The sequence below is a fragment of the Pantoea sp. JKS000250 genome, assembly GCF_003201065.1.
Taxonomy (GTDB): Bacteria; Pseudomonadota; Gammaproteobacteria; order Enterobacterales; family Enterobacteriaceae; genus Pantoea; species Pantoea vagans.
Window position 1 is genome coordinate 1,107,106 of record NZ_QICZ01000001.1, and the last position, 18,095, is coordinate 1,125,200.

Sequence of the window (18,095 nt, forward strand, 5' to 3'; positions counted from 1 at the left end):
AGCCGGTTACTGCAAAGTAATGCGTAGCGCCGCTGCCGTGGCAAAGGGCGCGAGCGTGGCGCTGCCCAGCAGCATCGCGCCGAGAATCGCCAGATAGCCACCAATCGGCAATCCCTGACTGGCCGCCTCCATCGCCGCACTGGCGAAGATCAATACCGGAATCGCCAGCGGCAGTACCAGCAGGCTCAGCAGCACACCACCGCGTCGCAACCCCACCGTCAGACCCACGCCAATCGCACCAAGGAAACTCAGCGTTGGCGTGCCGAGCAGCAGCGTCAGGGCCATCGCCCGCCAGCCATTAAAATCCAGCGACAGCAGTAGCGCGGCCAGTGGCGACAGAATGATCAATGGCACGCCGGTGACCAGCCAGTGCGCCACCACTTTGCCAATAACCGTTACCGGCAGTGGCGTCGGCAACAGAACCAGCTGCTCCAGCGAGCCATCACTGAAGTCATCGCGAAACAGCCGCTCGAGCGCCAGCAGTGACGCCAGCAGCGCAGCAACCCAGGCCACGCCCGGCGCAATGCGCGCCAACTGTTGCGGGTCCGGTCCGATGCCCAATGGAAACAGAGTGATGACAATCAGAAAAAACCAGAGCGGATTAACCACATCCGCACCGCCGCGAAAGGCAATGCGCAATTCACGCTGGATGAGGCGAAACAGCATCACTCTGTCTCCACGTCGCCAAGGCGAATTTTACGCACCCGCGCCGCATCCGCAGGTAAATCCTGGTGAGTTGTCAGGATCACGGCACCGCCGTTATCGGCATGCCGGGCGAATTGCGCCATTAATTTTTCAATTCCCGCTTTGTCGATGGCGGTCAGCGGCTCGTCGAGAATCCAGATGCGGGCCTGACTGAGCCACAGCCGCGCCAGCGCCACCCGACGCTGCTGACCTGCCGACAAGCGGCTGACCGGCACCTCTTCATCGCCCGTAAGGTCGACACTTTCGAGTGCTGCAAAGATCTGCGCATCAGTGCAATCGGGATGGTAGAAGCGCAGATTTTCCAGCGGCGTGAGCACGCCTTTGATACCGGGACAGTGGCCCAGATAGAGCATCGCCTGATGCCAGGTTTCACGCTGTCGCAGGATCGGCTGCTGCTGCCAGCGTATTTCACCCTCTTCCGGACGGCTCAGACCCGCCAGCAGGCGCAATAACGAGGTCTTTCCGGCACCGTTGGGGCCTTCAATCTGCACAATGTCACCAGCAGAGACGCGAAAAGAGAGCCGCCGAAATAGCGATCGTTCGTCGTATGCACAAGTAAGCGTAATGATTTCCAGCATCGAGGGGGGAATCGCACCAGCTAAAAGTGGCCGGGATATTACCACAATGTTGCTGTGGGCCGAAGTGTGAGCCAACGCTCAGTTTCGCTGCCAGTAGCTTATTCGTGCGGTATCGACGGAAGTCTGAATAAAAATGCAGTTCCGAAAAACGTTGTTACGCTTATTCGCACTGGTCGTTACATTATCAGCAAATAAAAAACGGCTACGCTTATTACGCTACAGCACTATCACCAGGAGAAAATATGAAGCCTTCATCAGGTAATGAACAGGGTCCTAACGACGTAGAGAGCGAAGAGAAGGACAAGGGCACTGACATCGAAGTCGATGAGGAGGCATTACCCTCCCGCGCTGCGGCGATCCATGAAGAGATTCGTCAGGATGGTGAAAAGGAGCTGGAGCGCGACGGGATGGCGCTGCTCTGGTCAGCTATCGCGGCAGGCCTGTCTATGGGCGCCTCGCTGATGGCTAAGGGAATATTTCAGGTGCATCTTGATGGCGTACCGGGTGCGTTTCTGCTGGAAAACCTCGGTTACACCTTTGGTTTTGTTATCGTCATTATGGCGCGCCAGCAGCTCTTTACCGAAAACACCGTTACCGCCGTCTTACCGGTGATGCACAAACCGACCTGGAGCAATGCGGGTCTGCTGTTACGTTTGTGGGGCATTGTGTTGCTGGGTAACCTGATCGGTACCGCGCTGGGTGCGCTGGCGTTTAATGAGATGCCGATATTTGACGATGCCACCCGTCAGGCCTTTACCCATATCAGTATGAAGGTGATGGAACATACCCCTGGCGAGATGTTTGCCAATGCGGTGATTTCCGGCTGGATTATCGCCACCATGGTCTGGATGTTCCCGTCTGCGGGCGGCGCTAAACTGCTGGTCATTGTGATGATGACCTGGCTGGTTGCGCTGGGCGATCTGGCGCATATCGTGGTGGGCTCGGTCGAAGTGCTTTATCTGGTATTTAATGGCAGCATTAGCTGGCATGAGTTTTTGTGGCCGTTTGCCCTGCCGACGCTGCTCGGCAACATTACCGGCGGCACCCTGATTTTTGCCCTGATCAGCCATGCGCAGATTCGCAATGACATGAGTGAGGCGGCCGTGGCCAAAGCGAAAGCGGAAAAACGGAAGCAGGAGAAGCGCCGCCAGCGTGAAGAGCAGGAAGGCACGGAGTAAATGGCAAGGCAGACAATTAACTCTGTCTGTTTTTCAGGTCTGTTGGCTAAAGGCAATATGCTATGCGGGCAGCTGAAAAACGTTTACCGGAGTGTCTGCTGTAACCGGAAGTGAAGATTCAGAGCCGGGGTGCCGCTTCAGTCTGGGTGGCATCCTGGACTTCAGAACAACTGCTTTCCGCTTTCTGTACGTAATGTTCGCGAGTTCAGAAAGCCGGATTGCTGACGGAATGAGCAAACAGACGGCGATGTAGTGAATCTCATAGCCTGTTTGCGCTATACTGCGCGCCGCAGTCCTCTTAGTTAAATGGATATAACGAGCCCCTCCTAAGGGCTAGTTGCAGGTTCGATTCCTGCAGGGGACACCAAATATTAGTCTCTCAAAGTCTGCTTTATCTATTACATCCAGTCATTTAACTTAGTTTCATAACTCACCTGAGTCTCCAGCAGGCTCACAAAATCCATAGCGTCATGCTGGTACAATTGTTGGTATGTTTGGTTCGATAATGCAGGGATATTTACATATATACTTCTGTAAAATTGATACAGACGTTACCATGCCATAACATGGAGAAAAGCACACTATAGCTAAATTCAAATTCACTAAAAATCATGGTAACTGGAAAGTGTCACCTTAATTAAGGCCAATAATTAACACACTAAGTTTTCATCGAAATTTCAAATTTCATACTTTAAGCTCAAGTATTAGCGTAAGGGAAGCATTTCTAAAAAATAAAAAAACAAGGCGCCTTTCATAGGCCTGTCCGGTTTGTATAGGGCTTAGGTAATGAGTTACAATCAGGCTATCTTAAGACAAATGAATGACGCTTATTATGAACAAAATGCAAATCGAAGAAATGCTTTTAAAAGAGGGATTTACACCAAAAGAAGTCTCTGTGATACGTCAGCATGCTGAGATAGACGGTTATCCTTATCCCTGGCTCCTTTCACAGTTAAAGAAAAGATTCATAGTTGCAATGATATTAATAGCAATCCTTCTCGCAGGACTCATCTATACCATTCGCAGTGGCACACAAGAAAACCTTGTTTCTTATTCAATCACGCTTGTAGCAGGTTTCGTTATTTTATATATATTTGTACCTTTGAAACCTGCATTTAAAGCTTACAGATTCATGAAAAAACATGGTCACTCTTTGTAAGTATCAGAGATTGATTTAATGGCTGAAGCGTCATTATAGACTTCTATGAATAGCTCTTTTCTGCTCATTTCCTTAATACCGCGAACGTAGTCGGTATTAAGAAAATAGTAGAGCCGCCAGGCCTCAGGTTTTTGTACCAGACGCACGATGCCATAGAGAGACAGTGCCAGGTCCATTGAACTGTATGCTAACTGCCCAACCCTCTGATCGAACCCCAAAAACTCAGCTGTTACTACATAACCCTGTTTGAGTAATCCCACACTATCAGTTTTGCCATACACCAGGTTCTCAACAGACTCCTGAAAACCGTTGAGTCCATGCAGAACCAACATTCCTCCAAAGGCAGAACCTATGATTGTCCCTGACGCAAGGGAAGCACCGATCACTGATACACCGGCTATTACCTGCATACCGCTCAGCACTACCCCAATGCCATTGATCACATAGCCCCAAAAATCTCCATTCCTGACCAACTGCACCGAAGCATGAACGGCAGCTGTTCCAGCTCTGAGCATTCTGTCCTGAATCGTAAGGTACTCATTTTCCTTTTTGAGATTTTGGATGCACTCCTGGCATTGATCATCAGTGGAGCCAGAACGGATGACGTTAAGCTGAGCGTTAACAAAAGCTTTAACGTTATCCTGGAACTGTAATCTATTAAATCCGTCTTTAAGGTAGATGTGAGAAAGGTGATTAGCATTGCTTAGCAGCTGATTTGCCTCAGCATGAGCCATAGTCAGAAAGTAATCCTTGAATCGGTCTGGTTTCCAGTAGTCCATGACTGTGCCTTTATGTCATTATACGCATCGTTAAGTTTATTTAATCAGATTCCCCTTCTCAGGGAAAGCAAAAGGACCAGCTATGAGTACAGATCTCTTCTTAAAAATCGATGGCATTACAGGCGAATCACAGGACAGCAACCATAAAGGCTGGATTGCTATTGAATCTTTCACGTGGGGTGCAAACCAGCCAGGGAACATGTCGGTTGGGGGTGGTGGCGGTGCAGGAAAGGTTCAGTATCGCGACCTATCAGTTCAGGCACTCATTGACAAAGCTACTCCAGCAATTATGCGCTATGTATCCAACGGCAAGCATGTAGGCAAGGTTGAGCTTTCGGTATGTAAAGCCGGAGGAAGCCAAATTGAGTACTGTCGCATTACGCTTGAAGACGTTCTTATCACTAATGTGATTTTCAATGGCACTACAAATCGTGATCTGATCGGAGTCTCATATCAGTTCCAGGCATCAAAAGTCAGGACACAGTACTGGGAACAATCAGCGAATGGCGGCAAAGGCGCTGAAACTCAGTCAGGGTGGGATATTAAAGGTAACAAAGAACTGTAATATCTCAGGAACGTTGGGTATTTTAGCACATGCTAAATCTTGTTATTTATTTAAGGTGTCATTAAAAATGGCAACTTCGTATTTTATCAGGCAGTAATTACGTCTCTAAAATTATAATTATTAATCCGATAAGGCAGTCTTAAAGAAAGTTATTAATCATTATAAAAGTTAAAATTCACATATTAAGACAAAGTTAGAATAAATTTTTATGCTCTGAAAAAATCATTAAACATTGGTTCAATGTTAATTCAAAAATCAGATAGTTTATTCGGCTTAATATCAGTATTTATAACGGCAAGTTCAGAAATTTCATCGACTCCCCTGCCGACATGCCGAAGCCGTCATGCCATAAACCTGCCGAAAACGATGGCTGAAGTGCGCAGAAGAGTGAAAACCACACTGAAGCGCTATCTCAGTCAGCGTCAGATCGGGCCGAGCAAGCAATGTTCGCGCACGATCCATACGACGACGCATTACAAACTGATGCGGTGCTTCGCCCGTGGTGTGACGGAACATGCGGGCAAAATGAAACTCACTCAATGCCGCTTCCTGCGCCAGCACAGCCAGGGTTAGAGGCTGATCGAGATGGGTTTCAATAAATCCCAGAACACGCCGTAATACCGCCGGAGCCAGTCCACCTCGCACTTGGGGTAATTGCCACTTTACTTCGCTGTAATGCTGCAAAAGATGGGTCAGAAGCAGTGTTGATGCGCTGCTCAATGTCAGCTGACTGGCGGGCTGTTGCCAGTCGCTGCTCAGCAGAAAGTGTCGATAAAGCTGGGTAATGCGGTCATCAGCGGAAAAGACTTTCTCATGCAGATTTAACTGCGCCGGGCTGCGATCCCACACCTGTTCGGCCAGATGCCGCAGCTGATTCTCGCTGCAATAGAGATGAACAAAAGCGAGGTCGGCACGCAAATCCCAGGTTGATTCCGTGCCTGCGGGCATCAGACAGAAGCGATCCGGTGCGCCACCGTTACGCCAGCCGTGCACTGTTTTATGCCAGGTATCGTAGCCGCCCGCCACATAAAGACTCAGCGTGTGATGATCGCTCAGGTTGGTAACGCGATCGCCACTATTAAACCAGGCGGCCAGCTGAATGCCATTATTGAGTTGTACCTGATCGCGCAGTTGTGCTTTGTGGCGTTGCAACATTTCAAAGGTCTGATAGGTACGCATCGGGGTATCAGTTCAGGTAAACAGAGGGCCAGTTTACGGATTGTGGGGGACAGAAAACAGGTCACATCGGGACAGATGTATAAAAATGCGCAAGATTTTGCAAACCCGGCGCAATCCGCAGCAAGACCCATGCGCGTTACCAGTGCAGACTCGGCGTTTTGTGGTGGAGAACCTGGCAATGAACCTGTTTTTGTATCTCTCTGTCGTGTTCATCTGGGGTACAACCTGGATTGCGATCTATGCACAACAGACTGCTGGCATGGGGGCCGTGACTGTTGCCGTGTTCTGGCGATTTTTACTGGCTTCACTGGTCATGTTATTGCTGCTTAAGCTGATAAAACGACTGCACAGGCTGACGCTGCGCGATCATCTTTTCTGCATGCTGCAAGGCTGCTGCGTCTTTGGCTTCAATTTTGTCTGTTTCTATTACGCTTCAGGCTATATCAGCAGCGGACTGGAGTCGGTCATTTTCTCTATGGCGGTGATGTACAATGCAATAAACAGCTGGATCTTTTTCCATCAGCGCCCTTCTCCGCGTCTGATTCCGGCGATCGTGCTGGGCATGGCAGGCATCGTTGCGCTGTTCTGGCACGATCTGCGCAGCACGCAGGCCTCTGCCGGGCTGATGTGGGGCATTGGTTTAAGTGCGCTGGGCACGCTGGGATTTTCATTTGGCAATATGATCAGTCAGCGGCATCAGCGTCTGCAACGCGACGTACTGACAACTAACAGCTACGGCATGTTGTATGGCGCGCTGATGATGGCACTGGTCTCACTGCTACAGGGTGTTTCACTACAGCCAATATGGAATGTCCAGTGGATTGGCGCATTAACCTATCTGGCTATCGTGGGATCGGTGATGGGTTTCGGTGCCTACTTTACACTAGTGGGACGTATCGGCGCCAGTCGGGCTGCCTATACAACGGTTCTGTTTCCACTGGTTGCGCTGGCACTCTCGACCCGCTTTGAGGGGTATGAGTGGCATGTCAGCGCCATCCCTGGCCTTGTCATGATTCTGCTGGGCAATATCGTCATGTTTGCCCGCTGGCCGGCAAGCCGTCGCCGGATAATCATCTGACGCGGAGGCGGGCTCCGGCCCGCGTCCGAACAGGCATTATGCCCACTGCTGCTGAAGAAGTTTTTGTGGTTGATTGATCGCTTTACGCGCAATCCAGTAGAGCAGAACACGCTCATCGTCACTATCACGATCGGCCATCGACAGCAGTTTTAATGCCAGCGTCGATTTGGTCACAGGCTGTTGTTCTGTACTGAGTTCAATCACCGCCTGACCGATGATGCAGCAAACTTCGTCCTCACTGGTGGTGGATTCATATGTCCGGTCTTTCATATTTCCTCCTGATAAGTGAATTATCAGCCTGGCAAAAGATCCGGAAGGCTGCTCACATAACCGGCTCGCTGAAACATTCTATTACGGGTGGTTACGCTTATTTATTAAGCTGCCGCTTTGGTTACTTTTAACGCAACGCTGCGTTATCGCTGCAGACCTGCGTTGTGTCATTCATACCGCCTGAATGGCATTTCATTCCCTGAGACGTTCCGTTCATACCTTTGTTGCTCACGCGCGCGAACCACTGCTTTATTCTGACCGCAGTTTCCAGATTCCCGAACGGGAGAGATAAATTATGAACCAGACTCAACAGGCGTCTTACCAGCGTTCCCGCTGGCTTACATTGTTCGGAACGGTAATCACTCAGTTTGCGCTGGGGTCAGTTTATACATGGAGTTTGTTCAACGGCCAGTTGTCACAGAAGCTTGATGCGCCGATCAGTCAGGTCGCATTTTCCTTTGGCCTGCTGAGTTTAGGTCTGGCTATCGCCTCTTCACTGGCCGGAAAATTACAGGAACGTTTTGGCGTACGCCGCGTCACAATTGGTGCGGGTGTACTGATGGCTTTGGGCTTCTGGCTCACCGCGCACGCAAATAACCTGGTGATGCTCTACTTCAGTGCCGGGCTGCTGGTCGGTCTGGCCGATGGTGCCGGTTACCTGATGACGCTGTCAAACTGCGTGAAATGGTTCCCTGAACGTAAGGGGATGATCTCGGCCTGTGCAATTGGCGCTTACGGCCTTGGCAGTCTGGGATTCAAGTTTATCTGCGGAGCACTGCTGGCAACGGTCGGTCTGGAGCAGACCTTTATGATCTGGGGCGTGCTGGCCATGTCGATGATTATTCTCGGTGCGCTGCTGATGCGTGAAGCGCCACTGCAGCAGACCGGGACCACCGCCCAAGGTCAGCAACATGCGCGGGATTACACGCTGGCACAGTCAGTGCGTCTGCCGCAGTACTGGATGCTGGCGCTGATGTTCCTGACCGCCTGTATGAGCGGCCTCTATGTGATAGGGGTTGCCAAAGATATCGGCGAAGGTCTGGTGCATCTCTCCACGCAGACTGCTGCCAGCGCGGTAACGGTGATTGCGATTGCCAATCTGAGTGGTCGTCTGGTGCTGGGTGTGCTCTCCGACAAAATGCTACGTATCCGGGTCATTTCGCTGGCGCAAATTGTGTCGCTGATCGGTATGAGTGTGCTGCTGTTTACCCGGATGAATGAGGTCACCTTCTTCCTGTCACTCGCCTGTGTGGCCTTTAGCTTTGGCGGGACCATCACGGTGTTCCCATCACTGGTCAGTGACTTTTTCGGCCTCAACAACCTGACAAAAAATTATGGCCTGCTCTACCTGGGCTTTGGTATCGGCAGCGTGCTGGGTTCGCTGGTCGCCTCACTGTTTGGTGGTTTCACTGTCACCTTCAGCCTGATTATGACATTGCTGGTCATCTCCCTGTTCCTGTCGCTCACCATCCGACTGCCACAGAGTTCCGTCACAGCAGAGCCGGTGTTGCAGCGCCACTAACTTCACGGACAACGACCACGGGCCGCCATTGCGCGGCCCGTTAACATTCAGCCGCGGAATAGCGGCTCTGCTATTCCCGCCACCGCGACGTCCACGGCAAAGATATCGCCTGACTGCGGATAGCGTGCCAGTTCCTCTTCCGTGCGATCTTCCCGTGAACTGGTGATAAACAACGTTTTAAGATCGGCACCGCCAAAGGCCACCATGGTTGGCCACTTCACCGGCAGCAGGATCTCATCAACGATTTCGCTGCTCTGCGGATCGATACGTACCACGCGTCCGCCATCAAACTGTGCTGACCAGTAAAAACCTTCGCTATCCACCGCGGCACCATCCGGTAAACCCCCTTTCGCGTCAAAACGACGGAACAGCATGCGCTCACCCGGTTCGCCCTGCTCGCTTAACGGATAACGATAGAGCGCCTCATTCGGCGTATCGCTGTGATACATCCATTGCCGGTCCGGAGAGAATGCCAGTCCGTTGGAAATTTTAATGTCCTGCGCCTTCACTTCCAGCTTCAGGTCGGGCGTCACGCGGCATAACAGACCGCCATTTTTATCTTGCGGTTCCCACAGGCTACCGCACCAGAAATTACCCCACGGATCCACACGGCCATCATTAAAGCGACTTTGCGCGGCTACACCTGGATTCTCTGCGACCTTTTTCTCTGGTTTACCCTGCGCATCCAGCAGCCAGACACCATTGCGCAATGCGGCTATCAGCCCGCCCTGCTCACGCAGACCGATGCACCCTACCTCTTCCGCCTGCGGGAAGGTCTGCAATTCACCGCTGACCGGATCAAAACGGTGAATGGCCGGAGCCAGAATATCGACGCAATAGAGCACCTGTTCTTCTGATGACCAGAGCGGGCATTCCCCCAGTTCAGCCTGTAACGCCAGAATATTTTTTACGTTATGCGCCATGTTTCTCTCCCATTGAAATGACATGCTAATAATGTAGTGGTAAAAACTTTCAAATGAGAATTATTTTCGCCTGATTTTAAGACTATTCTCTTTGATAGTATTTATTATTCAGCTCATTCCGATTTTCTTATTTCCTGCCGCGGAAAAATACAGCGCGCTGAAATATTCCGTCATATCTTCTTAAATAACTCTACAAAGCCTGCATCTTCACTCCACTTTTCCAGCGTAATGTCGTAGTCATTGAAAAAGAGGAGAGGCTTCCGATGAAGAGATTAATTAAAGTCGCTTCGGTGGTTGCGCTGATGACATTACTAAGCGGTTGTATCATCAGCCCCAGACACGACAATGGCTGGCACCGCGGGGGTGGCGGCGGATATCATGGAGGCTACTACGGAGGTTATCACGGTGGGTATCATGGCGGTCACCATCGCCACTAATGGGCAAAGATGTCACACAGCATAAAATAAAAGCAGTAAACTTTAAGGGCGGGATAATTATCCCGCCCGTTTCATTTAGCTTTTCAGCGCATAATTACACTGGAACCAGACTTTCTTCAGCCCCGGAATATGACTTTCCTGGGCAGGCAGCGCCTCAACTTTATCAAATCCTTTATTACTGCAGTAATTCGCCAGATCGATATCCATTGCATCACGATTGACCTTTACCGGGTCAAAACGGTACTGCACGGTATTCGAGCTGGGATCTTCATCAACGCGTTCAAATGCCCCGGGTTTGCTGGCAGTACATCCACTCAGCAGAATCAGCGCCAGTGCGCCGGTAATTAATTTTTTCATTTAGTTATCCTCACGTTGCCGCGCAGTGTATGACGCAGCATGCCACGCATCCATAGGATTAATGCGCGAAAATCAAAACTTGATAAGATTTTACCAATTAATGCAATACGATTAAACGGCTATCACTATCATGCCGGAAGTGACAGGATGTAATCAGACCAAACGAAGACTGCACCACACCAGGAAATGCCAAAAATAAAAATCTGTTCCTCTCTCTTCCCTGCCCGCGCTTAGCGGGCTTTTTTTCGCCTGCTAAGCGCGGGTTTACTGAACGGTCAGTGCCACCATTCTACGTAACAGGTTAGCGGCGCGCTTGTCAGGTAATGCCAGAATGGCACTGTAGAGGTCAATTGACATGGCACAGAGCGAGGAGCGATCCACCACCGTATCGGCAGGCATATTCAGCTGCTGCAGTTTGTCGCCCCACTTCAGATAAAGCCGGCCGACAATCTTTTGCAGATCATCCTGCGCCTGCGTCTTATCAAGGGGCTGTTCGGGCGGCGGGCTATTGAGCAGCAGCAGCTCCATGGCATCGGCCTCTTTGCGATTCAGCGACGCTGGGAGTGTGGTCTGCAAATTGATGCCACCACTCACCTGCGGATAGAGATAACGGAAGCAGAGGCCCGGATCGATGTGGTTCAGCGCCCGCATCTCTTCCACCGAGATGCTGATATAGTTAACGACCGCCGCATCGGTTCCGCGCATCAGTCGCTGATTGATCACCTCAATCAGCCAGCCACGCAGTTCACCTGTCGCCCTGTCAGGCTGCTCGCCCGCACGGATCCGCCGGGTCAGCTCCTGAGTCAGCAACAGCCATAATGCCGGTTCCTGCGTCTGCAATACCCGATAGCCAGGCATCTTTGCCAGCTGATTCACCGCCTGCTCATGCTGAGCAGTCTGCTGCTGATGCGGCGCGACCCAGCTGAACCAGAGCAGATTTGCCAGTATCAGTGGCAGCAGAAAGAGGATCAGCCCCTGCCACAAACGCAGCCGGGTGGTTTTGATCAGCACAATGACGATCAGCGCCAGCAGCGCAAACGCGGCCAGCGTAATAAAAAGCAGAGAATTCATGCTGCGGGATCAATCCTTACGCACATCGATCAGCACAGGGCAGTGAGCACGCTCAATAACTGAAGCGCTAACCGAGCCTTTTAATAGCCGATTAAAAGAGGAGAGATGGCGACGTCCCATGATAATCATACTGGCCTTAAGCTGTTGCGACTGGGCAACGATGGTGTCTGCTGCATCCCCCGCCAGGATCATGCCACGCGCATTAATGCCCGCGCGCAATAACGGTGCCAGCGCATGGCGCACCACCATTTCCGCCGTATTCTGCTCATCCTGCGCCGCCACAAAATCGGCAGGGTCTTCACCCGCATCGATTTCCATCGGCTGATTACAGGAGGAGTAGGCAGGATCCACGCAGCACAGCACCACTACATCAGCGCGATGCGCCAGCGCTTCTTCAATGGTTAAGGCGACCACTTTCTCCGCCACCGGAGAGTGATCAATGGCCATCAGCAGGGTTTTCATCAGATGCTTATCCTTCTATCGCGGCGACTTTGCCGATTTCACGCACCAGCGCCTCTTTGCACTTCAGCATCTCGTCACGAAAACGGGCTTCGTGACGCAGAAAACGTGCAGAGGGCACCAGCAAAGAGACAGAAAAGCGACCAAACAGCGTATCCAGCGCAAACGCCATCGTCGAGATACCTTCCAGCGTTTCACCGCGATCCACGGCGATACCGGTTTCGCGCACTTCCCTGATAAGTTGCAGCAACTGCGGCAGGGTTTTCACCGTCATATCGGTCAACTCCTGCCAGGCGTCACCGACGATCGTCCGCACATCTTTTTCACACTCCAGCGCCAGCAGTGCCCGTCCACCTGAGGTGCTGTAGAGCGGCAGATTGAGTCCCATATGCGGAACGACCCGCAGCTCCCGCGACGCCACCACGTGGTGAATAATCGCCAGTTGGCTGCCGCTGGCGCGCGCCAGTGAAACCGTCTCATTGGTGTCGGAAGAGAGTTTTTCCAGCAGCGGACTGACCAGATCGACCACATCGGTATGCACGCTGGAAATCAGTTTTAACAGTGCCGGCCCCAGGCGCAGTCCGCCTGCCCCGCTGCTGCGCACCAGCTCGGCGCTGTCGAGCGCGGCAACGATGCGCTGCACCGTTGAACGGGGCAGTTCTACTGCCTGAGCTATCTCGCCGAGGCTCATGCCGCCCGGCTGTTCGCCCAGCGCATTAAGAATTTTTGCCGCACGGGCGATGACCTGAATGCCGCCCGTTTTTTCATCCTCACGGCTGGAGGGTTGATGTGCCATAGCGTCGTCCTGTTTGAGCTGCCTTACTGTAGCGCGAAAGCCGCACTTTTTACAGCCTGTACCACATTGCAATACAGCATACCGGGATGTAATATTACGCCCTGTATCACATCGCAGTACACTGCATCATAATAACGAGATCGCCTGCAATGAACGCTAAGCCTGCCGCCGCGCCGGCCCCTCATCCTTTTACACTACGGCTGGCGCTTGGCCTGGTCGGCGTGCTCATTGCTGCCCTGACCTCCGGGCTGAACGATCGCGTCAGTGATATCGCGCTGGCAGATATCCGGGCTGCTATCGGCATCGGTTACGATCAGGGTAGCTGGATTATTTCCGGTTATCAGGCGGCAGAAGTCGCTGCCATGATGATCGCGCCCTGGTTTGCCGTCACTCTGTCGCTGCGGCGTTTCACCCTTGGCGTATCGGCAGGATTTATGCTGACCGGCATTCTGCTGCCGCTGGTGCCGGATCCGACGCTTTTTATCAGCCTGCGCGTACTGCAGGGTCTGTTCGGTGGTGCACTGCCGCCAATGCTGATGACCGTCGCCCTGCGCTTCCTGCCGCCGCCTTTTAAGCTGTTTGGCCTGGCGGGCTATGCCCTGACCGCGACGTTTGGCCCCAATATGGCGGCCTCACTGGCGTCGTTATGGACCGATCATGTCAGTTGGATGATGGTATTCTGGCAGGTCGTGCCATTAATGCTCATTGCCATGGTGCTGATTAGCTGGGGGATGCCGCAGGACCCGCTGCGTCCGGAACGCTTTCAGCAGATCGATCTGTTTGGCATGGTGACCGGCTGCAGCGCGGTTGCGCTGCTGGTTCTGGTGCTGACTCAGGGTGAGCGTCTCGACTGGCTGAACTCGCCCCTGATCGCTGGTATGCTGCTGACCGCGCTGCCGCTGCTGCTGGTTTTCCTGATTAATGAGTGGTTTCACCCGCTGCCCCTGTTTAAATTGCAGATGCTGCGGCGGCCCAATCTGGCGCACGGCTTGCTGGGACTGGCCTGCGTGCTCATCCTTGGTCTGTCAGGCTCCGCCCTGCCGTCGGCCTATTTTGCTCAGGTCAGCGGTTTTCGCACCCTGGAGTTTGCCCCGCTGGCATTGACGGTCGGCCTGCCACAACTGCTGATCGCACCGCTGATTGCGGCCCTGCTGAATATCCGCTGGATTGACTGCCGCTGGATGCTGACGGCGGGCGTCGGCATGCTGGTAACGTCCTGTCTGCTGGGCTCGCAAATCACCAGTGAGTGGGCGCGCCAGAATTTCTGGCTGCTGCAGATTCTGCAGGCGTTCGGGCAACCGATGATTATTCTGCCGATACTGATGAGCGCCACCAGCGTGGTGGCCCCGCCAGAAGGCCCGTTTGCCTCAGCGATGTTCAATACGGTGCGCGGCTTCTCCAGCATTACCGCCTCCACGCTGGTTGAGGTTTTCCTCTCCCATCGTGAGCAGTTTCACTCCAGTGTTCTGATTGATCAGGCCGCCAGCCGCAGCTGGCTGATGACCGCGCCAGCGGCCGATCAGGCCAGCCGCAGCCTGCCGCTGTTGCCGGATGGCAGCATCAGCGTCAGCGATAATCTCAGCGGATTTGCCATGCTGGTTCGTCATCAGGCCACAGTACTGAGTCTGAGCGACAGCTGGCTGATGCTGACCGGTTTTGCCGCCTGCCTGTTACTGCTTACCGCCATCCTGCCAAAACGGGTCTGGCCGCCTCAAACTTTGCTTCAAAACCCCTCCCGGAATAACTGAATATGCGTGCTTTCGAAATGAAAAGAACTCTGGTGCTCACACTGCTGCTGCTGGTGTTACTGGCCATCGCTTTTGCAGTCTGGTCACTGATGAGCGGCAACGATCACCGCACCAACGACGCTTACGTCAATGCGGATTACACTCTGGTCGCGCCAAAAGTCTCCGGCTACATCAGCAATGTGCAGGTGCAGGATAATCAGCAGGTCAAAGCCGGTCAGCTGCTGGCAACGCTGGACGACCGTGACTATCGTGTGGCACTGGAGAGTGCCGAGGCTGACCTGCAGGTGAGTCAGGCGAAACTGCTGAGCAGCCAGGCCCAGCTGGAACAGCAGCAGTCAGTGATTGATCAGCAGAAAGCCAGCGTAGCGGCCAGCCAGGCGTCCGCGCAGTATGCCGGACAGAGCGCCGATCGCTACAACCGACTCTATAAGAGCGGTACCGTAGCCGCTGACGATCAGCAGAAATCCAGCGCTAACCAGCGCTCGGCGCTGGCAGCGGTGCATCAGAGTCAGGCTGCGCTGGCGTCGGCAGTGAAACAGGTCGGCGTATTACAGGCTGCGGTACGTTCAGCGGAAGCGGATGTCGCAGCGGCTAAAGCCAGCGTCGATCAGGCCAGGCTGAACCTCTCCTACACGCGAATCACGGCGCCCGTTGACGGCATGGTCGGTCAGCGCTCAGTGCGGATCGGCGCTTATGTGTCAGCCGGAACCCGTCTGCTGGCGGTAGTGCCCCTGCAGCAGACCTACATTACGGCTAACTACCTTGAGACGCAGTTAAGCGATGTGCGTCCGGGTCAGCGGGTGCAAATCCGCATCGATGCCCTGCCAGGCAAGACCTTTACCGGCCATGTGGACAGTATCGCACCGGCCACCGGCGCAACTTTTTCCGCAATTGCTCCCGATAACGCCACCGGCAACTACACTAAAGTCGTTCAACGTCTGCCGGTTAAAATTGTGCTGGATAGTGACCAACAGCATCTGGCTCAGTTACGTGTCGGCATGTCGGCGATCCCGGAAATCCAGGTGCCGTAAAATTGTGAGCAATATCTCAGAACGGACCTATTTCATTTAGGCAGGATTACGCGTAAATTAGCGCCTGATCCTGTTCTGAGTTATTCAGATCGACCCGGAAATGAGCAGACCATTACTGAAATGGCGATCTCTTTTCCACAGCTGTTCGCGTTGCACTGGTTTGGGATCGCCATCATCGTAACCGCTCAGAGGAGTTGCTTTGTGAAATATGCCTTGATGGGAATATCTTTTTTCGCGTTACTTTGGTTCGGAACCTTTGTTCTGCTGCTGAAGTAATGGCGTGACAGTGCCGCCACGGGGCGACCATTGCGTCGCCCCTGCTGGCTGTCAGTGCTCTTCTTCTGTTTTCATGCCGCCTGGCAATACGCCATCGGCGCGAAACATCGCTTTAATTCCTCGTACTGCCTGACGAATGCGATCGCTGTTTTCAATCAGCGCAAATCGTACGTGCGTGTCACCATAGTCACCGAATCCGATGCCGGGCGAGACACAGACTTTTGCCTCCTGCAGCATATGTTTGGCAAACTCCAGCGACCCCAGATGCGCATAGTGGTCCGGAATTTTTGCCCAGACGTACATCGAGGCTTTCGGGTTATCTACCATCCAGCCCGCTTCATGCAAGCCCTTGACCAGCACATCACGACGGCGTTTGTACTGCTCTGCAATGTCGCGAACACACTGTTGATCCCCTTCCAGCGCGGCAATTGCCGCCACCTGCAACGGCGTAAAGGTGCCGTAGTCATGGTAACTTTTGATCCGTGCCAGCGCGGCGACCAGCTCTTTGTTGCCCACCATAAAACCGATGCGCCAGCCCGCCATGTTGTAGCTTTTTGACAGGGTAAAGAACTCGACGGCGACATCACGCGCACCTGGCACCTGCATAATCGACGGCGCTTTCCAGCCATCGTAAACGATGTCGGCATAGGCCAGATCGTGGATCACCAGCACGTTGTATTGTTTTGCCAGCGCAATCACCCGCTCGAAAAAGTCGAGTTCCACACACTGTGCGGTGGGATTGGACGGGAAGCCAAGGATCATCATTTTTGGCTTGGGGTAGCTCTCACGAATGGCGCGTTCCAGCTCATTGAAGAAGTCGACACCTGCCACCAGCGGCACCGAGCGTACCTGCGCTCCGGCAATCACCGCACCGTAGATATGAATCGGATAGCTAGGGTTCGGTACCAGCACGGTATCACCATGATCCAGCGTCGCCAGCATCAGGTGCGCCAGTCCCTCTTTGGAGCCGATGGTGACAATCGCCTCGGATTCGGGATCGATCTCCACCTGGTAACGATCGGCGTACCAGCGCGAGATCGCCCGGCGCAGACGCGGAATACCGCGTGAGGTGGAATAACCGTGGGTGTCGTCGCGCTGCGCTACCTGGCATAACTTTTCGACGATGTGCGGCGGGGTCGGGCCATCAGGATTCCCCATTGAAAAGTCGATGATATCTTCGCCGCGCCGGCGCGCAGCCATCTTCAGTTCAGCAGTGATGTTGAAAACGTAAGGGGGTAAACGTTCAATACGTGAGAAACGACGGGGGGTGCTGTTATCAGCCATGATGTCCTCTGGATTACGTAAGCGCCCGGACCGTCCGAGCGACGCGGGTCACTGCGGTGACCCGTTACGAACATAACGCGGTGAGGATCATTTTGTCGAGGGGGCAGAAAATATTTTTATTTTTGCGGATTCAGTCGTCCCAGCAGCCAATCGTTCACCCAGCAGCCGTTCAGCAGATAATTATCCCGTAGCGTGCCCTCCAGCTGGAAGCCGTTTTTCTCCAGAATCCGGCGTGACGCCCAGTTACCTTCAACCACCATCGCCTTGAGTTTATGGAAGTCGGCTTCGAGCAGAAACTGACACAGCGCCGCCAGCGCCTCGCTGCCATAGCCCTGTCCGCAGTGGCGATGCAGCAGCATATAACCCACCTCGGCCTGACGGTGTGGCTCCCATTCCGGGCTGCAGCCAAACAGGCCAATCGGCTCACCGCTGTCGCGTCGTCGTGCCACCAGGCAGAGCATATGAAAATTGCCTGGCTGCCATGGAGCCAGACGCTCGGTGAAGCGCTGGCGAATATCCGCTTCATCGGGGATCTCGCTCACCCAGGTCATGGTGTCACGATCTTCATGGACGGCACGAAACAGTTGCCAGTCTTCTGGCTGTAATTTATTCAGGGTTAATCTGGCGGTGACAAGTTGCATCTGCTGCTCCCGATGGGCGCGGTTTTCCAGCGGTCGCTGGCGCGCGTCATCGCGCAACA

At 53.4% G+C, this 18,095-nt stretch carries 20 protein-coding genes and 1 tRNA gene; 9 read left to right on the top strand and 12 right to left on the bottom strand.

The window, feature by feature from the left end; all coding sequences use genetic code 11:
* Positions 1-6: 6 nt before the first annotated feature.
* Both ccmB and ccmA read right to left on the bottom strand, forming a co-directional pair.
* The gene (ccmB, locus tag BY447_RS05265) at positions 7-666 is read right to left on the bottom strand and encodes a heme exporter protein CcmB (RefSeq protein ID WP_033733419.1); all 660 of its coding nucleotides are present in this window, start codon (positions 664-666) and stop codon (positions 7-9) included.
* Positions 666-1,283, bottom strand: a complete 618-nt coding sequence (gene ccmA, locus BY447_RS05270; RefSeq protein WP_110330692.1) for a cytochrome c biogenesis heme-transporting ATPase CcmA — start codon at positions 1,281-1,283, stop codon at positions 666-668. The genes ccmB and ccmA overlap by 1 nt, the downstream gene beginning before the upstream one ends.
* 242 nt (positions 1,284-1,525) lie before the next feature.
* Between ccmA and BY447_RS05275 the strand changes: the two genes are divergently transcribed.
* The 3 genes from BY447_RS05275 to BY447_RS05285 all read left to right on the top strand — a co-directional run bounded on the left by BY447_RS05275 (position 1,526) and on the right by BY447_RS05285 (position 3,620).
* Positions 1,526-2,461, top strand: a complete 936-nt coding sequence (locus BY447_RS05275) for a formate/nitrite transporter family protein (RefSeq protein WP_013358627.1) — start codon at positions 1,526-1,528, stop codon at positions 2,459-2,461.
* Between the two features lie 292 nt (positions 2,462-2,753).
* Positions 2,754-2,828: transfer RNA gene (locus BY447_RS05280), tRNA-Arg, on the top strand.
* Between the two features lie 465 nt (positions 2,829-3,293).
* Positions 3,294-3,620: a hypothetical protein gene (locus BY447_RS05285; protein WP_146210985.1), complete on the top strand. Its 327-nt coding sequence runs from the start codon at positions 3,294-3,296 to the stop codon at positions 3,618-3,620.
* Here the strand turns inward: BY447_RS05285 and BY447_RS05290 are convergent.
* Positions 3,608-4,399 (bottom strand): DUF4225 domain-containing protein, encoded by a 792-nt coding sequence (locus BY447_RS05290; protein ID WP_110330694.1) that lies wholly within the window; start codon positions 4,397-4,399, stop codon positions 3,608-3,610. The genes BY447_RS05285 and BY447_RS05290 overlap by 13 nt on opposite strands.
* Positions 4,400-4,481: 82 nt before the next feature.
* Between BY447_RS05290 and BY447_RS05295 the strand changes: the two genes are divergently transcribed.
* Positions 4,482-4,964 carry an Hcp family type VI secretion system effector gene (locus BY447_RS05295; RefSeq protein ID WP_110330695.1) on the top strand — a complete coding sequence of 161 codons (483 nt, stop codon included), beginning with the start codon at positions 4,482-4,484 and terminating at the stop codon, positions 4,962-4,964.
* A gap of 309 nt (positions 4,965-5,273) precedes the next feature.
* Here BY447_RS05295 and BY447_RS05300 read toward each other — a convergent pair whose 3' ends face one another.
* Positions 5,274-6,143, bottom strand: a complete 870-nt coding sequence (locus BY447_RS05300) for a helix-turn-helix domain-containing protein (protein ID WP_110330696.1) — start codon at positions 6,141-6,143, stop codon at positions 5,274-5,276.
* Positions 6,144-6,321: 178 nt separating this feature from the next.
* Here BY447_RS05300 and BY447_RS05305 point away from each other — a divergent pair, with 178 nt between their 5' ends.
* Entirely contained in the window at positions 6,322-7,221 is a 900-nt protein-coding gene (locus tag BY447_RS05305; protein ID WP_110331913.1) for a DMT family transporter, read from the top strand.
* A 36-nt stretch (positions 7,222-7,257) separates the two neighbouring features.
* Here BY447_RS05305 and BY447_RS05310 read toward each other — a convergent pair whose 3' ends face one another.
* On the bottom strand, positions 7,258-7,491 hold the full coding sequence (locus BY447_RS05310; RefSeq protein ID WP_033733431.1) for a hypothetical protein: 234 nt from the start codon (positions 7,489-7,491) through the stop codon (positions 7,258-7,260).
* A gap of 295 nt (positions 7,492-7,786) precedes the next feature.
* Between BY447_RS05310 and BY447_RS05315 the strand changes: the two genes are divergently transcribed.
* Complete coding sequence (locus BY447_RS05315) at positions 7,787-9,013, top strand: OFA family MFS transporter (protein WP_110330697.1); 1,227 nt, start codon at positions 7,787-7,789, stop codon at positions 9,011-9,013.
* 47 nt (positions 9,014-9,060) lie between these two features.
* On the opposite strand, the gene BY447_RS05320 is transcribed toward BY447_RS05315, so the two are convergent.
* From BY447_RS05320 to BY447_RS05340, 5 genes are all read right to left on the bottom strand, one after another.
* A complete protein-coding gene (locus tag BY447_RS05320; RefSeq protein WP_110330698.1) occupies positions 9,061-9,936 on the bottom strand; it encodes an SMP-30/gluconolactonase/LRE family protein in 876 nt (291 codons plus the stop codon).
* Positions 9,937-10,448: 512 nt separating this feature from the next.
* A complete protein-coding gene (locus BY447_RS05325; protein WP_033783799.1) occupies positions 10,449-10,730 on the bottom strand; it encodes a lipoprotein in 282 nt (93 codons plus the stop codon).
* Between the two features lie 264 nt (positions 10,731-10,994).
* Entirely contained in the window at positions 10,995-11,801 is an 807-nt protein-coding gene (locus tag BY447_RS05330) for a hypothetical protein (RefSeq protein ID WP_110330699.1), read from the bottom strand.
* A gap of 9 nt (positions 11,802-11,810) precedes the next feature.
* Positions 11,811-12,263: a universal stress protein gene (locus BY447_RS05335; RefSeq protein ID WP_013358635.1), complete on the bottom strand. Its 453-nt coding sequence runs from the start codon at positions 12,261-12,263 to the stop codon at positions 11,811-11,813.
* Between the two features lie 7 nt (positions 12,264-12,270).
* The gene (locus tag BY447_RS05340; protein WP_010257875.1) at positions 12,271-13,056 is read right to left on the bottom strand and encodes an IclR family transcriptional regulator; all 786 of its coding nucleotides are present in this window, start codon (positions 13,054-13,056) and stop codon (positions 12,271-12,273) included.
* Positions 13,057-13,205: 149 nt separating this feature from the next.
* On the opposite strand from BY447_RS05340, the gene BY447_RS05345 reads away from it, so the two are divergent.
* The 3 genes from BY447_RS05345 (at position 13,206) to ypdK (ending at position 16,111) form a co-directional block, all read left to right on the top strand.
* Positions 13,206-14,804 carry an MFS transporter gene (locus tag BY447_RS05345; protein ID WP_110330700.1) on the top strand — a complete coding sequence of 533 codons (1,599 nt, stop codon included), beginning with the start codon at positions 13,206-13,208 and terminating at the stop codon, positions 14,802-14,804.
* A gap of 2 nt (positions 14,805-14,806) precedes the next feature.
* On the top strand, positions 14,807-15,835 hold the full coding sequence (locus tag BY447_RS05350; RefSeq protein WP_107319993.1) for an HlyD family secretion protein: 1,029 nt from the start codon (positions 14,807-14,809) through the stop codon (positions 15,833-15,835).
* A gap of 201 nt (positions 15,836-16,036) precedes the next feature.
* A complete protein-coding gene (gene ypdK / locus BY447_RS05355; protein WP_099257831.1) occupies positions 16,037-16,111 on the top strand; it encodes a membrane protein YpdK in 75 nt (24 codons plus the stop codon).
* Between the two features lie 51 nt (positions 16,112-16,162).
* On the opposite strand, the gene alaC is transcribed toward ypdK, so the two are convergent.
* Both alaC and BY447_RS05365 read right to left on the bottom strand, forming a co-directional pair.
* Entirely contained in the window at positions 16,163-17,395 is a 1,233-nt protein-coding gene (alaC, locus tag BY447_RS05360; protein WP_110330701.1) for an alanine transaminase, read from the bottom strand.
* A gap of 116 nt (positions 17,396-17,511) precedes the next feature.
* Positions 17,512-18,036, bottom strand: a complete 525-nt coding sequence (locus BY447_RS05365) for a GNAT family N-acetyltransferase (RefSeq protein WP_110331914.1) — start codon at positions 18,034-18,036, stop codon at positions 17,512-17,514.
* Between the last annotated feature and the right edge of the window lie 59 nt (positions 18,037-18,095).

Bases quoted from the DNA above. Each gene is read 5' to 3' on its own strand.
- BY447_RS05335 (WP_013358635.1), bottom strand. From the start codon at position 12,263: ATGAAAACCCTGCTGATGGCCATTGATCACTCTCCGGTGGCGGAGAAA.
- BY447_RS05305 (WP_110331913.1), top strand. From the start codon at position 6,322: ATGAACCTGTTTTTGTATCTCTCTGTCGTGTTCATCTGGGGTACAACC.
- BY447_RS05310 (WP_033733431.1), bottom strand. From the start codon at position 7,491: ATGAAAGACCGGACATATGAATCCACCACCAGTGAGGACGAAGTTTGC.
- BY447_RS05330 (WP_110330699.1), bottom strand. From the start codon at position 11,801: ATGAATTCTCTGCTTTTTATTACGCTGGCCGCGTTTGCGCTGCTGGCG.
- BY447_RS05275 (WP_013358627.1), top strand. From the start codon at position 1,526: ATGAAGCCTTCATCAGGTAATGAACAGGGTCCTAACGACGTAGAGAGC.
- BY447_RS05290 (WP_110330694.1), bottom strand. From the start codon at position 4,399: ATGGACTACTGGAAACCAGACCGATTCAAGGATTACTTTCTGACTATG.
- BY447_RS05325 (WP_033783799.1), bottom strand. From the start codon at position 10,730: ATGAAAAAATTAATTACCGGCGCACTGGCGCTGATTCTGCTGAGTGGA.
- ccmB (WP_033733419.1), bottom strand. From the start codon at position 666: ATGCTGTTTCGCCTCATCCAGCGTGAATTGCGCATTGCCTTTCGCGGC.
- BY447_RS05295 (WP_110330695.1), top strand. From the start codon at position 4,482: ATGAGTACAGATCTCTTCTTAAAAATCGATGGCATTACAGGCGAATCA.
- BY447_RS05315 (WP_110330697.1), top strand. From the start codon at position 7,787: ATGAACCAGACTCAACAGGCGTCTTACCAGCGTTCCCGCTGGCTTACA.
- BY447_RS05285 (WP_146210985.1), top strand. From the start codon at position 3,294: ATGAACAAAATGCAAATCGAAGAAATGCTTTTAAAAGAGGGATTTACA.
- BY447_RS05340 (WP_010257875.1), bottom strand. From the start codon at position 13,056: ATGGCACATCAACCCTCCAGCCGTGAGGATGAAAAAACGGGCGGCATT.
- BY447_RS05350 (WP_107319993.1), top strand. From the start codon at position 14,807: ATGCGTGCTTTCGAAATGAAAAGAACTCTGGTGCTCACACTGCTGCTG.
- BY447_RS05365 (WP_110331914.1), bottom strand. From the start codon at position 18,036: ATGCAACTTGTCACCGCCAGATTAACCCTGAATAAATTACAGCCAGAA.
- BY447_RS05300 (WP_110330696.1), bottom strand. From the start codon at position 6,143: ATGCGTACCTATCAGACCTTTGAAATGTTGCAACGCCACAAAGCACAA.
- BY447_RS05320 (WP_110330698.1), bottom strand. From the start codon at position 9,936: ATGGCGCATAACGTAAAAAATATTCTGGCGTTACAGGCTGAACTGGGG.
- alaC (WP_110330701.1), bottom strand. From the start codon at position 17,395: ATGGCTGATAACAGCACCCCCCGTCGTTTCTCACGTATTGAACGTTTA.
- BY447_RS05345 (WP_110330700.1), top strand. From the start codon at position 13,206: ATGAACGCTAAGCCTGCCGCCGCGCCGGCCCCTCATCCTTTTACACTA.
- ccmA (WP_110330692.1), bottom strand. From the start codon at position 1,283: ATGCTGGAAATCATTACGCTTACTTGTGCATACGACGAACGATCGCTA.